The sequence below is a fragment of the Priestia sp. JV24 genome, from assembly GCF_025910025.1.
In the GTDB taxonomy this organism is placed as follows: Bacteria; Bacillota; Bacilli; order Bacillales; family Bacillaceae_H; genus Priestia; species Priestia megaterium.
In genome coordinates this window covers 625740-640870 of record NZ_JAPCIN010000023.1, presented here as the reverse complement: position 1 = coordinate 640870, position 15131 = coordinate 625740, and the positions used below count along the sequence as shown (strand labels likewise).

The 15131-nt window shown below is 39.4% G+C and carries 11 protein-coding genes; all 11 read left to right on the top strand.

The window, feature by feature from the left end:
* Positions 1–35 precede the first annotated feature (35 nt).
* The 11 genes from ilvC to yihA all read left to right on the top strand — a co-directional run bounded on the left by ilvC (position 36) and on the right by yihA (position 15040).
* Positions 36–1061, top strand: a complete 1026-nt coding sequence (ilvC, locus tag OK414_RS24585; RefSeq protein ID WP_013085141.1) for a ketol-acid reductoisomerase — start codon at positions 36–38, stop codon at positions 1059–1061.
* A complete protein-coding gene (locus OK414_RS24580; RefSeq protein ID WP_095378878.1) occupies positions 1048–2583 on the top strand; it encodes a 2-isopropylmalate synthase in 1536 nt (511 codons plus the stop codon). The genes ilvC and OK414_RS24580 overlap by 14 nt, the downstream gene beginning before the upstream one ends.
* A 19-nt stretch (positions 2584–2602) precedes the next feature.
* The gene (gene leuB, locus OK414_RS24575; RefSeq protein WP_013059372.1) at positions 2603–3712 is read left to right on the top strand and encodes a 3-isopropylmalate dehydrogenase; all 1110 of its coding nucleotides are present in this window, start codon (positions 2603–2605) and stop codon (positions 3710–3712) included.
* 58 nt (positions 3713–3770) lie between these two features.
* Positions 3771–5186, top strand: a complete 1416-nt coding sequence (leuC, locus tag OK414_RS24570) for a 3-isopropylmalate dehydratase large subunit (RefSeq protein ID WP_013059371.1) — start codon at positions 3771–3773, stop codon at positions 5184–5186.
* A gap of 14 nt (positions 5187–5200) precedes the next feature.
* The gene (gene leuD / locus OK414_RS24565; RefSeq protein WP_013059370.1) at positions 5201–5791 is read left to right on the top strand and encodes a 3-isopropylmalate dehydratase small subunit; all 591 of its coding nucleotides are present in this window, start codon (positions 5201–5203) and stop codon (positions 5789–5791) included.
* Positions 5792–5892: 101 nt separating this feature from the next.
* Positions 5893–6894, top strand: a complete 1002-nt coding sequence (locus OK414_RS24560) for a tetratricopeptide repeat protein (RefSeq protein WP_034648738.1) — start codon at positions 5893–5895, stop codon at positions 6892–6894.
* 221 nt (positions 6895–7115) lie between these two features.
* Entirely contained in the window at positions 7116–8402 is a 1287-nt protein-coding gene (gene tig, locus OK414_RS24555) for a trigger factor (RefSeq protein ID WP_016765666.1), read from the top strand.
* A 384-nt stretch (positions 8403–8786) separates the two neighbouring features.
* Positions 8787–10052 (top strand): ATP-dependent protease ATP-binding subunit ClpX, encoded by a 1266-nt coding sequence (gene clpX, locus OK414_RS24550; RefSeq protein ID WP_013059367.1) that lies wholly within the window; start codon positions 8787–8789, stop codon positions 10050–10052.
* A 152-nt stretch (positions 10053–10204) separates the two neighbouring features.
* Entirely contained in the window at positions 10205–11872 is a 1668-nt protein-coding gene (gene lonB / locus OK414_RS24545; RefSeq protein WP_013085136.1) for an ATP-dependent protease LonB, read from the top strand.
* 259 nt (positions 11873–12131) lie between these two features.
* Positions 12132–14456: an endopeptidase La gene (lon, locus tag OK414_RS24540; protein ID WP_016765665.1), complete on the top strand. Its 2325-nt coding sequence runs from the start codon at positions 12132–12134 to the stop codon at positions 14454–14456.
* Positions 14453–15040, top strand: a complete 588-nt coding sequence (gene yihA, locus OK414_RS24535) for a ribosome biogenesis GTP-binding protein YihA/YsxC (protein ID WP_013059364.1) — start codon at positions 14453–14455, stop codon at positions 15038–15040. The genes lon and yihA overlap by 4 nt, the downstream gene beginning before the upstream one ends.
* The last annotated feature ends 91 nt before the right edge of the window (positions 15041–15131 follow it).

Sequence of the window (15131 nt, the reverse complement as noted above, 5' to 3'; positions counted from 1 at the left end):
TATAAAACTATATAAACTAAGAGGAGAGATTTATTATGACAAAGGTATATTATAACGGAGATGCAAAGGATCAATTATTACAAGGTAAAACAGTAGCAATCGTAGGTTATGGCTCACAAGGTCACGCCCATGCACAAAACTTACGCGACAGCGGAGTAAACGTGGTAGTAGGATTACGTAAAGGTAAATCATGGGACCAAGCAGAGCAAGACGGTTTCACTGTATTATCTGTAAAAGATGCAGTTCAACAAGCAGAAGTAGTAATGGTATTACTTCCAGATGAGTATCAGCCAAAAGTTTATAACGAAGAAATTCTTCCAGGACTAAAACCAGGAAAATCTTTAGTATTTGCTCACGGTTTCAACATTCACTTTAACCAAATCGTAGCACCTGAATTTGTTGACGTATTCTTAGTAGCTCCAAAAGGCCCTGGTCACCTTGTAAGAAGAACGTATGAAGAAGGAGCTGGTGTACCGGCGTTATTCGCAGTATTCCAAGATGTAACTGGAGAAGCAAAAGACGTAGCGTTAGCTTATGCTAAAGCAATCGGTTCAGCTCGTGCGGGTGTATTAGAAACAACATTTAAAGAAGAAACAGAAACAGATCTTTTCGGTGAGCAAGCAGTACTTTGTGGTGGTTTAACTTCATTAGTTAAAGCTGGTTTTGAAACGCTTGTAGAAGCTGGCTACCAACCGGAAGTTGCATATTTTGAGTGTTTACACGAATTAAAATTAATTGTTGACCTTATGTATGAAGGCGGAATGGAAGGCATGCGTTATTCAATCTCTGATACAGCTCAATGGGGTGACTTCGTTTCAGGACCACGCGTTGTAGATGAGCGTTCAAAAGAACAAATGAAAAAAGTGCTTGAAGATATCCAAACAGGTAAATTTGCAAAAGGCTGGATCTTAGAAAACCAAGCAAATCGTCCAGAATTCACTGCTATCAATAACCGTGAAAATGAACATTTAATTGAAAAAGTTGGCGCTCAATTACGTGAAATGATGCCATTTGTTAAAAAACAAAAGAAAGAAGCGGTGATCGCTAGTGCAAAAAATTAAACTATTTGACACGACGCTACGCGATGGTGAACAGTCACCTGGAGTCAATTTAAACCTACAAGAAAAGCTTGAAATTGCTAAGCAGTTAGAGCGATTAGGTATCGACATCATTGAAGCCGGATTTCCCGCTTCTTCAAAAGGTGATTTTCAATCCGTAAAAGAAATTGCGTCTATTGTCAAAAATTCTTCTGTAACAGGTCTTGCAAGGTCTGTTACAAAAGATATTGACATTGCATGGGAAGCGTTAAAAGAAAGTGCAGAACCAAGACTGCATGTTTTTATCGCTACTTCCGAAATTCATATGCAGCATAAATTGAAAAAAACACCTGATGAAGTACTTGAAACAGCAGTGGAAATGGTGAAATACGCAAGTAAAAAATTCCCAGTTGTTCAATGGTCTGCTGAAGATGCATGTCGAACAGATTTACCGTTTTTAGCTAGAATTGTAGAAGCAGTTATTGATGCTGGTGCAAAAGTCGTTAATATTCCAGATACAGTAGGATTTATCACTCCTGGTGACTATCAATCAGTATTTAATTACTTAAAAGAACATGTGTCAAATATTCATAAAGTTGATTTGTCAGCTCACTGTCACGATGACTTAGGGCTAGCTGTGGCCAATTCAATGGCTGCGATTGAAGCAGGAGCTACTCAAATTGAAGGAACGATTAACGGAATCGGAGAACGTGCGGGTAACGCAGCTCTTGAAGAAGTAGCACTTGCGCTTCATGTCCGTCAAGATTTCTATCAAGCGAGCACAGGTCTTATCTTGCCTGAAATCAAGCGTACGAGTGACATTATCAGTAAGCTTACCGGGATGAATATTGCACCCAATAAAGCAATTGTCGGAAAAAATGCTTTTGCTCATGAATCAGGTATTCACCAAGATGGCGTCTTAAAAAATCCGTTAACATATGAGATTATTTCCCCAGAACTTGTGGGTGTTAAACAAAATCCAATTGTGCTTGGTAAACACTCAGGCCGTCATGCGTTCCGTACACGCTTAGTAGAGCTTGGATTCACATTGGAAGATACAGAAGCAAACGTGCTTTTTGAGAAGTTTAAAGACTTAGCAGATAAGAAAAAAGACATTACCGATGATGATTTATTGGCATTAGTCATTCAAAAGCAAGTTAGCAAAGAAAGTGAATATAAGCTTGAAAGTCTGCAAGTTCAGTATGGTACGAACAATATTCCAACGGCTACGATTACGCTTCGCAAAGAAAATGGCGAAGAGATTCAAGAAGCAGCTACCGGATCTGGAAGCGTGGAAGCTATCTATAATACGCTGCAGCGCTGTGTTGAACAAGATGTAAAACTATTAGACTATCGTATTCAGTCTATTAACGGTGGGCCGGATGCACTGGCTGAAGTATTTGTGAAGGTTGAAAGTGAAGGAACTGAAGCAAGCGGACGCGGAGTAGCATTTGACGTATTAGAATCGTCAGCGAAAGCATATCTGAACGCCATTAATCGTTTAATCGCTATTCAGCAGCATCGTACAAAGCAAGAAGTAATGTGAACTGAAGGGAGAGACCACCATGACAAAAAAAGTCGCTGTATTACCGGGTGACGGCGTAGGAACAGAAGTAACCAAAGGCGCTGTTGCCGTTTTAAAAGCAATTGGAGAGCGCTTTGATCATCAATTTGAGTTTACGTATGGACTAATTGGCGGAGCTGCAATTGATGAAGCGGGCACACCTCTTCCAGAAAGTACAATTGAGACTTGTAAGCAGGCCGATGCTGTATTACTTGGATCGGTGGGAGGGCCAAAATGGGATCGTAACCCTTCACATTTGCGACCGGAAAAAGGTTTGCTAGCTATTCGAAAAGAACTGGATTTATATGCTAATCTTCGTCCAGTGACGTTTTATGATAGCTTAGCGGATGCCTCTCCTCTGAAAAAAGAATACATTGAAGGTGTTGACTTCATTATCGTCCGTGAGCTAACAGGAGGCTTATATTTTGGTAAGCCTAGCGAGCGCCGAACAGAAGGAAATGAAGAAACAGTTGTCGACACATTATTTTATAAGCGTACAGAAATAGAAAGAATTATTCGCCAAGCATTTGACACGGCTGTAAATCGACGTAAAAAAGTAACGTCTGTTGATAAAGCGAATGTGCTTGAGTCTAGTAGAGTGTGGCGTGAAGTAGCTGAAGAAGTAGCAAAAGACTACCCGGATGTAGAGCTTGAGCATATGCTTGTAGATTCAGCTGCTATGCAGTTAATTCGTAATCCGAAGTATTTTGATGTAGTGGTAACTGAAAATATGTTTGGTGATATTTTGAGTGATGAGGCTTCTATGCTGACAGGATCGTTAGGAATGTTGCCATCTGCGAGCTTAACGGCTGATGGTCCGTCTCTATACGAACCGGTTCACGGTTCTGCACCAGATATTGCTGGTCAAAACAAAGCTAATCCGATTGCTGCTATTTTATCTGCAGCAATGTTGCTTAGACATTCGTTTGGATTAGAAAAAGAAGCAGCAGTGATTGAACAAGCGGTTGAAAGTGTATTACATGCAGGTCATCGAACAGCTGACTTAGCAGACGGTAATCATTATTTAGGTACCGATAAAATGGTGGAGGCGATAACTGCGGTAATTGCCAATGATTCTGCCATTTCAAGCATTATGACAGCTTACAGTTAATCATGCGTTTCTCACGTTTTGTGAGAAACGTTTTTCATAATCAGAAAGGAGGAGCAGTATGAAACCAAAAACAATTATTGATAAGCTTTGGGAACAACATGTTGTACGTCGAGAAGAGGGGAAGCCGGACTTATTATATATCGATCTTCATCTTATTCATGAAGTAACGTCTCCTCAAGCATTTGAAGGTCTTCGCGTGGCAAATCGCCAAGTGAAGCGTCCAGACTTAACGTTTGCTACAATGGATCACAACATTCCAACAGTTGACCGTTTTAATATTAAAGATCCGATTGCAAAGAAACAAGTAGACAAACTATCTGAAAACTGTCATGAGTTTGGTGTGAAGCTTTTAGATTTAACAAGTGAAGAGCAAGGAATTGTGCATATCATTGGACCGGAATTAGGATTAACTCAGCCTGGAAAAACCATTGTGTGCGGAGATAGTCATACATCTACTCACGGTGCATTTGGAGCGCTTGCTTTTGGGATAGGAACTAGTGAGGTAGAGCATGTTTTAGCAACACAAACGCTATGGCAAGCGAAACCAAAAACGCTACAAGTGAAAGTGAATGGCAAAAAGCAGCCTGGCGTTTATGCTAAGGACATTGTGTTAGCAATAATTCAAAAATTCGGCGTGAATTTTGGAACGGGTTCAATTGTGGAATTTACGGGCGAATGTATTCGCGATCTTTCAATGGAAGAGCGCATGACCATTTGTAATATGTCTATTGAAGCCGGTGCAAAAGCTGGTTTAATCAGTCCAGACGATGTCACGTTCTCTTATATTAAAGGACGTCAGTATGCTCCTAAAGGAGAACAGTTTGAAAAAGCAGTGGAAGCTTGGGCAGCTTTAGCAACAGATGAAGGTGCAACGTACGATGAAACGCTGGAAATTGATGCAGATACAATTGAACCTGTTGTAACATGGGGAACAAACCCGGCGATGAGTTCTTATGTTAGCAAGCAAGTTCCTACATTAGAAGAGTGTAAAACAGAAGCTGAGAGAAAGTCTTTGTCACGAGCACTTGAGTATATGGGCTTACAGCCTGGCATGGCAATAGAAGAGATTCCAGTTCAGCATGTATTTATCGGTTCATGTACGAATGCTCGTTTGTCTGATCTTCGTGACGTGGCAGCCTTTATTAAAGGAAAGAAAGTGTCACCAGATGTGCGAGCGATCATTGTACCAGGTTCTCAAAAAGTAAAGCGAGTGGCTGAAGAAGAAGGGTTATCTGCTATTTTTATTGAAGCAGGTTTTGATTGGAGAGACTCAGGCTGCAGCATGTGTCTAGGCATGAACTCTGACTTAGTTCCACAAGGCGAACACTGTGCGTCCACTTCTAACCGGAATTTTGAAGGACGTCAAGGAAAAGGCGCCAGAACGCATTTAGTAAGCCCGGTAATGGCAGCAGCGGCAGCGGTATATGGACATTTTGTTGATGTACGCAAACTACAAGAACAAGCGGTGCGATAAGGAGGAGAACACAGATGAATGCTTTTACAATCCATACAGGGAAAGTAGCAGGTCTCGACCGAGCAAACGTAGATACTGATCAAATTATCCCAAAGCAATTTTTGAAAAGAATTGAGCGTACTGGCTTTGGCCAATTTCTATTTTTTGATTGGCGATATAATGAAGATGAGACGTTAAATGAAACGTTTGAATTAAATCAGCCTCAAAATCAAGGAGCAACAATTCTTGTAGCTGACGAGAACTTCGGATGTGGTTCGTCACGTGAACACGCGCCATGGGCGCTTTTAGACTACGGGTTTCGTGCTATTATCGCACCTTCATTTGCGGATATTTTTAAACAAAACTGTCTAAAAAATGGTATTTTACCTATTGTTTTACCAAAAGAAGATGTTTCCTATTTAATGAAAGAGTCTCAAAGTGCTTCTTACGCCTGTACAATCGATCTTCATCAGCAAAAAATTACCGATGAAGCAGGTTTTGAACGTACGTTTGATATCAATGGTCATTGGAAATATATGCTTGTTAACGGATATGATGAAATTGGCTATACGCTTTCTTTTGAAGACGACATTTCTGCTTATGAAGCAAAAACGGTAAGATATTAACCAAAAATCGAGCAAAATTATGATTTTGCTCGATTTTTTTGCGTTCCGTTAACCGAATTGCTAAACTGTAAAGCAAATGGACCGCGAAGTGGGGAGAAAACATGTCGAATGAACAACAAAACAAAATTGTAGCTTTTCCTCTATTAAAAGAACGGTTGGTTGAAAAAGCTACAGATCATATGCAGCACAAGCAATTTCAAGAAGCACTTCCTTTATTTGAGCAGGCCTACGAACTTGATAATAAGCATCATGAAATCTTGCTTGGCCTTGTTATTTGTCACGTGGAGCTCGGTGATGCAGGCATAGCTAAAGAATTATGTGAGCAAATGCTGAAAGAAGATATTGGCGATTATTATCATAATTTGCAAATGTACCTCATGGTGTTAATTCAGCTTGGTCACTATCATGAAGGATATGTCACTCTACAAGCAGTTATTCAAGAACACAAACTCCCTTCTGAACATGCTGAACAGCTTTATCAGCTGTTGGAGTTCTGCAAGAATAGAATGAATCAAGAACAAGTCATAGAAGAACAAACAGAAGAAGAACAGCTAGAGCAGTTTAAATCATTCACAGCTCTAGACAATATTCAGGATCAGCTTGAATGGGTTCATTCATTAAAAACAAAGAGAATTGAAAAGCAGCGCGTCTTTCTGGAACAGCTATTTTCATCTGAAGCTGTTCACCCTATCGTAAAAACAGTCGCTTTAAAAACAGTTATGGAAGAAGAAGTAGACATTGATTTTATGATTACTAAGTTTGGAGAGACGAAAAAAGTAAATGCGCTTCAGCTTCAACGAACAACACCGTATTTGTTTGCCGAGCAAGTAGAAGCACAGCTGACGGAAAAGCTGGAGCATGAAAATCCTACATTGCTGCAGGTTGCCGTTGAAATATGGCAGCGTCATTTATTTATTACATTTCCGTTTTTACCGGGTGATAATGTAAAACTTTGGACGGCAGCGGTGTATGCTGTTAGTCTGATGATGCAAGGAGAAGAGTCAGATGCAGCTGTAGCAGAGGAAGACGGAAGTTTCTCCGCAGCTGAATTAAGAAAGGCAATTAAAGAGCTAAAAGAAATTGAAGAAATTTCTTTTATATAAAATGTGGTGTTTAGTTGAAACGTCATTGTTGTATGTTATAATATAATGGTTGTAAAATGCACTTAAATACGTATAGTAGAATTTCATCTTTACATTACATTCCTACTTACTTTAAAGTAATAGGGAGTTAAATAGATAATGATTGAGGGTTGAACTGATAGGCTATCTGCATTATCTAGTTTAGAAATCACTACTTAAAATGATTTTGGAGGGAAACATTCATGTCTGCAAAATGGGAAAAACAAGAAGGAAATCAAGGCGTTTTAACAGTAGAAGTTGAAGCTGCTGAGTTTGATAAAGCCTTAGATAAAGCATTCACAAAAGTTGTAAAACAAGTAAACGTACCAGGGTTCCGTAAAGGTAAAATGCCTCGTCCACTTTTCGAAAAACGTTTTGGCGTAGAATCTTTATATCAAGATGCACTAGACATCTTATTACCTGAAGCTTACAGCAATGCAATTGTTGAAGCTGGTATCGAGCCGGTTGATCGTCCAGAAATCGATGTTGAAACAATCGAAAAAGGACAACCTCTAGTTTTCACTGCTAAAGTAACTGTTAAGCCTGAAGTTAAATTAGGCGAATACAAAAACTTAGAAGTAGAAAAAGTAGATACAACTGTAACAGATGAAGACGTTGAAGCTGAATTAAAAACACTTCAAGAGCGTCACGCTGAACTAGTTGTTAAAGAAGAAGGAACTGTAGCTGAAGGTGATACAGCTGTAATCGACTTTGAAGGTTTCGTTGATGGCGAAGCATTCGAAGGCGGAAAAGGCGAAAACTATTCTTTAGAAATCGGTTCTAACACATTCATCCCTGGCTTTGAAGAGCAACTAGTTGGTCTTGAAGTAGGCGCTGAAAAAGAAGTGGAAGTAACATTCCCTGAAGAGTATCACGCTGAAGAGCTAGCTGGTAAAGCTGCTAAATTCAAAGTGAAATTACACGAAATCAAATCTAAAGAGCTTCCAGCTTTAGACGATGAGTTTGCAAAAGACGTAGATGAAGAAGTAGAAACTTTAGAAGCGTTAAAAGCAAAAACAAAAGAAAAATTACAAAGCGATAAAGAGAATCAAGCGGAATCAGCTCTTCGCGACACTTTAGTAGAAAAAGCTGCTGAAAACGCTGAAGTAGAAATTCCAGAAGCAATGTTCAACACTGAAATGGATCGTATGATGCAAGAGTTTGAACAACGTTTACAAATGCAAGGTCTTAACCTTGAACTTTACTTCCAATTCTCAGGTCAAGATGAAAAAGCTCTTCGCGACCAAATGCGTCCGGATGCTGAAAAGCGTGTGAAAATCAACTTAACGCTAGAAGCTATTTCAAAAGCTGAAAATCTTGAAGTAAGCGAAGAAGAAGTAGAAAAAGAATTAGAAAACATGGCAGGAATGTACAACATGCCTGTCGAAGAAATTAAGAAAGTGCTTGGCAGTCTTGATAGCATTAAAGAAGACATGAAAGTACGTAAAGCAGTTGAATTTCTTGTAGAAAACAGCAAAGCTGTTGCATAATAGTAAGTAAGAAACAAGGCGCGACTTGATCGTGCCTTGTTTTATAAACTTCAATAGTTTTTTTATATCATAACCAACACCGTAGAAGCAGCTTTAACCCATTGTTTGAAATCCGTGGTTATGAAATAGGCCCAATAAGAGGACACTATATAATAGCAGATCTCCATTCTGTTATGCTCATCAACAACATATACATAAAACGTTTTAGTATCTATTCAAGAAAATGTATGGTAAAATGCAATACAAATCTTTTCATAGCGCTTTTACTATGTAATAAAGAGGGGCATTTACCTACAAATAGATGAGTTGTTCATGTTGTTGGGCTATAGCGCGGATAGAAATCAGCTTCGAGCACTTTAGTAAATACTACAAGGGGTGAAAATTATGTTTAAATTTAACGATGAAAAAGGGCAGTTAAAATGCTCATTTTGTGGTAAAACACAAGAACAAGTACGCAAGTTAGTTGCGGGTCCAGGTGTTTACATATGCGATGAATGTATTGAACTTTGCACGGAAATCGTAGAAGAAGAGTTAGGTACAGAAGAAGAAGTAGAATTTAAAGATGTACCAAAACCAAAAGAAATTCGTGACATTTTAGATGAGTATGTAATTGGTCAAGAGGATGCGAAAAAATCGTTATCCGTTGCGGTATACAACCATTACAAACGAATCAATTCAAACAGCAAAATTGATGACGTTGAGTTATCAAAAAGTAATATTGCATTAATTGGACCTACAGGAAGTGGTAAAACTTTACTAGCTCAAACATTGGCTCGTATTTTAAACGTACCGTTTGCGATTGCAGATGCAACATCTCTAACAGAAGCGGGTTATGTAGGAGAAGATGTTGAAAACATCTTATTAAAATTAATTCAATCAGCTGATTACGATGTGGAGAAAGCTGAAAAAGGTATCATCTACATCGATGAAATTGATAAAGTAGCGCGTAAGTCTGAAAACCCATCTATTACACGTGATGTATCAGGTGAAGGTGTGCAGCAGGCTCTTCTTAAAATCTTAGAAGGTACTGTAGCAAGCGTTCCTCCTCAAGGTGGACGTAAACACCCTCATCAAGAATTTATTCAAATTGATACAACAAATATCTTATTTATTTGCGGTGGTGCATTTGACGGAATCGAACCTATTATTAAGCGCCGTCTAGGTAAAAAAGTAATTGGTTTCGGTTCAGAAACAAAACAACAAGACTTTACAGAAAAAGAGTTACTAGCAAAAGTATTACCGGAAGATTTATTAAAATTTGGTTTAATTCCAGAGTTTATTGGTCGTTTACCGGTTACTGCTAGCTTAGTGCCTCTTGATGAAGAAGCGCTAGTTGAGATTTTAACAAAACCGAAAAATGCACTAGTGAAACAATATCAAAAAATGCTTGAACTTGATGACGTTGAACTTGAGTTCGAAGACGAGGCTTTAGTAGAAATTTCTAAAAAAGCAATCGAGCGTAAAACAGGTGCTCGTGGTCTACGTTCAATCATTGAAGGTATTATGTTAGATGTAATGTTTGATCTTCCTTCACGTGATGATATTACAAAATGTATTATCACAGGTGAAACTGTTCGTGATCAAGCGGCTCCTAAGTTCGTATTAGAAGACGGATCTACTATTCAAGAAGGCAGCAAAACATCAGCATAAAAAAAGCCGGGTACTCAATTTGAGTACCCGGCTTTTTTCTGGTGATGAAGCACAACTAAATTTTACTTTTTACTAGAATCTTGTTTATTCCTACTGCTGCAGGGAGATAATAACTGATAATTATCTTACTAAACTGCGCAGGAGGTTTATCTATGAACTGGACGAATATTGCCTTAATGGTCCAACTCTTTTTTGGTATCATCATTGGCTTATATTTTTGGAATTTATTACGCAATCAGCGTACGCAAAAAGTCTCAATTGACCGGGATTCAAAGAAAGAAATGGAGCAATTGCAGAAAATGAGAGCCATCTCTTTAACTGAGCCGCTTGCCGAACGTGTGAGGCCGTCTAGCTTCTCCGATATTGTCGGACAAGAGGATGGAATTCGGTCACTAAAGGCTGCCCTTTGCGGTCCTAATCCACAGCACGTGATTGTATACGGGCCGCCTGGAGTAGGAAAAACCGCAGCAGCACGTTTAGTGTTAGAAGAAGCAAAAAAAAATAAAAAATCACCTTTCAAACAATCGGCTGTATTTGTAGAGTTAGATGCAACTACGGCGCGTTTTGATGAGCGAGGCATTGCTGATCCTTTGATTGGGTCTGTTCATGATCCTATTTACCAAGGAGCAGGTGCCATGGGCCAAGCTGGAATTCCGCAGCCAAAACAAGGAGCGGTTACAGATGCACACGGGGGAATTTTATTTATTGATGAAATTGGAGAGCTCCATCCTATTCAGATGAATAAGCTGTTAAAGGTTCTAGAAGATCGAAAAGTGTTTATGGAAAGCGCCTATTACAGCGAAGAAAACACACAAATCCCAACACATATTCACGATATTTTTCAAAATGGGTTGCCAGCAGACTTTCGTTTGATTGGTGCGACGACTAGAACGCCTAATGAAATTCCGCCTGCCATCCGTTCCAGGTGCGTAGAGGTATTTTTCCGTGAGCTTGATCGCGACGAAATTATTACAGTTGCAAAAAAAGCAGCAAATAAAGTAAGAATGGATATATCAGAAGAAGGTTTATCTCTGTTTTCTACATATGCACGCAATGGACGTGAAACGGTTAATATGATGCAAATTGCGGCTGGATTAGCGATATCAGAGGAACGAACGGACATTAAAAATGAAGATATTGAATGGATTGTTCATTCTAGTCAACTATCTCCAAGGCACGATCCGAAAATTGCAGATGAGGAAAAAGTGGGACTTATTAATGGATTAGCAGTGTACGGGCCCAACTCTGGAGCACTTTTAGAAATTGAAGTCAAAGCGATTCCTGCAAAAGAGAAAGGGAACATTATTATTACAGGTATCGTTGAAGAGGAAAGTATAGGGACTCAAGGGAAGTCTATTCGCCGTAAAAGTATGGCTAAAAGCTCAATTGAAAATGTCATAACGGTTCTTCGTTCCATGGATGTTCCAGCCGATGAGTATGATATTCATGTAAACTTTCCGGGGGGCGTGCCAATTGATGGGCCTTCTGCTGGTATTGCGATGGCAACAGGTATCTACTCAGCGATTTATGAAGTGCCAATTAAACATACGGTAGCAATGACAGGAGAAATTGGTCTGCACGGTAACGTAAAGCCAATTGGCGGTGTGATTCCAAAAATCAAGGCAGCAAAACAAGCAGGCGTTCAGACGGTGATTGTACCAAAGGAAAATATGAATGCAATGGTAGAAAAGGTAAAAGGTATCGATATTATTCCTGTCCATCATTTAACAGAGGTGTTTGAACAAGCGCTATTGTCTGTACATGAGCATGTTGCACATTTGTCGGTAGATCCAGCTATTTCAACTAGAGAATCTAGCTAATTCTATCATGATAATTAAAAATTAATGGTCAGATGAATATTCATCGCCTTTTTCGCGTATAAAACCTTTATACACAGCCAACGAAAAAGGCGTTTTTTTATGAAAAGAGCTTAAAAAGATATATTTTGCCTTTTAATTCTTTCTCATGGTACAATTAGTAATTACTATTGTTAGACATGTGTATACAAATGAGATAAAATTGTTAAAAGAATTCACACTTTACATACTTTAATTGACGAGCATTGGAGGTGTTCATTGCATGGCAGAAAAAGAAAAATTGACAATGCCGCTATTGCCTTTACGAGGTTTGATCGTCTATCCGACAATGGTGCTTCATTTAGATGTTGGGCGAGATAAATCTGTGCAAGCATTAGAAAAAGCAATGATGGATGATCACTTAGTTTGTTTAGTATCACAAAAAGATATGGGTATCGATGAACCAACAAAAGAGGATTTATATAGAACCGGTACGTTAGCAAAAATTAAACAAATGCTAAAGTTGCCAAATGGAACGATGCGCGTCTTAGTAGAAGGACTAAATCGCGTAACCGTTACAGAATTTGAAGACAGTGAAGAATATTTTGTTGTGCACGTGGAAAAGCAAAACGAAGAACATCAGGTTGATGTAGAAGATAAAGCGCTGATGCGCACGCTTTTAGACTATTTCGAACAATACATAAAACTTTCCAAAAAGGTGTCCGTTGAAACTCTTTCAACCGTAAGCGATATTGAAGAACCAGGAAGATTAGCGGATATTGTAGCCTCTCATTTACCAATAAAAATTCAGCTTAAACAAGAAATTTTAGAAATAACTGATGTGAAAGAAAGATTAAATACGATCATTTCTCATATTCAAGACGAGCAAGAAGTTTTGCAGCTGGAGAAAAAAATTGGACAGCGTGTAAAGAAATCAATGGAACGCACTCAGAAAGAGTATTATCTTCGTGAGCAAATGAAGGCGATTCAAAAAGAGCTTGGAGACAAAGAAGGAAAGACGGGAGAGGTAGCAACACTTCGCGAAAAAATTGAAGCAAGTGGGATGACGGACCACGTCAAACAAGTGGCGTTTAAAGAATTGGATCGCTATGAAAAAATTCCTGCTACCTCCGCTGAAAGCTCAGTCATTCGAAATTATATCGAGTGGTTGATTGCGCTACCTTGGACAAATGAAACGGAAGATACGCTCAATATTCATAATGCTGAACAAGTGCTGAACGATGAGCACTATGGCCTTGAAAAAGTGAAGGAACGCGTATTAGAATATCTAGCTGTGCAGCAGTTGACAAAATCTCTTAAAGGTCCTATTTTATGTTTAGCAGGACCTCCTGGCGTAGGGAAAACATCCCTAGCCCGTTCAATTGCTACGTCTCTAGATCGTCATTTTGTACGAGTGTCTCTAGGCGGCGTGAGAGATGAGTCAGAAATCCGCGGTCATCGTCGCACGTACGTGGGAGCTATGCCTGGACGCATTATTCAAGGAATGAAAAAAGCGGGAACGATTAATCCGGTATTTCTGCTTGATGAAATCGATAAAATGTCAAATGATTTCCGTGGAGACCCATCTTCTGCTTTGTTAGAAGTATTGGATCCTGAACAAAACCATAATTTCAGCGATCACTATATAGAAGAAACGTATGATTTATCAAAAGTGATGTTCGTGGCTACAGCTAATAACTTAGCTACGATTCCAGGGCCGCTGCGCGATCGAATGGAAATTATTCAAATTGCTGGTTACACGGAGCTGGAAAAGCTTGAAATCGCGAAGCGTCACCTATTGCTGCGCCAGCTAGAAAATCACGGATTGCAAAAGGGCAATTTGCAGATTCGTGATGACGCATTAACAGCAATCATCCGTTTATATACGAGAGAAGCTGGTGTTCGTAACCTTGAACGCGAAATTGCTTCCATTTGTCGAAAAGCAGCTCGTATCGTAGTCTCTGGCGAGAAAAAACGCGTGGTGGTGACGGCCAAAACGCTTGAAGAATTCCTTGGTAAGCCTAGGTTCCGTTACGGACAGGCTGAGACGGAAGATCAAGTCGGCGTTGCTACAGGTCTTGCTTACACAACTGTAGGAGGAGACACGCTAGCCATTGAAGTAAGCTTGTCCCCTGGTAAAGGAAGACTAGTGCTAACTGGAAAGCTTGGAGACGTGATGAAAGAATCAGCTCAGGCAGCATTTAGCTACGTGCGTTCAAATGCAGAGAAACTAGGAATTGATGAAAAGTTTTATGAAAAACATGATATTCATATCCATGTTCCAGAAGGAGCTGTACCAAAGGATGGACCTTCTGCAGGAATTACCATTGCCACTGCTCTAGTATCAGCACTAACGGGTAAACCGGTGCGTAGAGAAGTAGGAATGACAGGAGAAATTACACTAAGAGGTCGCGTATTACCAATCGGCGGTTTAAAAGAAAAGTCACTTAGTGCACATCGTGCCGGATTAACTAAAATATTAATCCCTCATGATAATGAACGTGATATTGAAGATATCCCTGACAGTGTACAAGAGGAATTAGACATCGTTCTTGTGTCACATGTGGACCAAGTATTGGAACATGCGCTAGTAGGAGAGGTAAAATGAAAGTAACTCAAGCCGATATTGTCATCAGTGCTGTACGCCCTGAACAATATCCTAAAGAAAACCTGCCAGAGTTTGCGTTAGCAGGCCGTTCAAATGTAGGAAAATCATCTTTTATTAATAAGATGCTCAATCGCAAAAGCTTAGCGCGTACGTCGTCTAAGCCTGGAAAAACTCAAACGCTTAACTTCTTTTTAATTAATGAAATCCTTCACTTTGTAGACGTACCTGGCTACGGATTTGCAAAAGTGTCTAAAAAAGAGCGTGAAGCATGGGGGAAAATGATTGAAACGTATTTAACAAATCGTGAGCAGCTTAAAGCTGTGTTAATGATTGTTGATCTACGCCATGCACCTTCAAAGGATGACGTTATGATGTATGAGTTTTTGAAGCACCATGACCTTCCCGTTATGGTTATCGCGACGAAAGCTGATAAAATTCCTAAAGGGAAATGGCAAAAGCACTTAAAAGTAGTGAGAGAAACGCTGGACTTGGATCCAAATGATGAATTAATTCATTTCTCATCTGAAACAGGTGAAGGAAAAGATAAAGCGTGGAAATCTTTGCAGTATCGCATGACTCACTAAACAAAGGAATAGAAGCTAAAAAAATGGAACGTTTATCATCACTCTAACAGGAAGTGAGTCAAACGTTCCATTTTTTTAACTTGTTTACATA

Coding starts and splice junctions, on each gene's coding strand:
- ilvC (WP_013085141.1), top strand. CDS start 36: ATGACAAAGGTATATTATAACGGAGATGCAAAGGATCAATTATTACAA.
- leuB (WP_013059372.1), top strand. CDS start 2,603: ATGACAAAAAAAGTCGCTGTATTACCGGGTGACGGCGTAGGAACAGAA.
- leuC (WP_013059371.1), top strand. CDS start 3,771: ATGAAACCAAAAACAATTATTGATAAGCTTTGGGAACAACATGTTGTA.
- leuD (WP_013059370.1), top strand. CDS start 5,201: ATGAATGCTTTTACAATCCATACAGGGAAAGTAGCAGGTCTCGACCGA.
- OK414_RS24560 (WP_034648738.1), top strand. CDS start 5,893: ATGTCGAATGAACAACAAAACAAAATTGTAGCTTTTCCTCTATTAAAA.
- tig (WP_016765666.1), top strand. CDS start 7,116: ATGTCTGCAAAATGGGAAAAACAAGAAGGAAATCAAGGCGTTTTAACA.
- clpX (WP_013059367.1), top strand. CDS start 8,787: ATGTTTAAATTTAACGATGAAAAAGGGCAGTTAAAATGCTCATTTTGT.
- lonB (WP_013085136.1), top strand. CDS start 10,205: ATGAACTGGACGAATATTGCCTTAATGGTCCAACTCTTTTTTGGTATC.
- lon (WP_016765665.1), top strand. CDS start 12,132: ATGGCAGAAAAAGAAAAATTGACAATGCCGCTATTGCCTTTACGAGGT.
- yihA (WP_013059364.1), top strand. CDS start 14,453: ATGAAAGTAACTCAAGCCGATATTGTCATCAGTGCTGTACGCCCTGAA.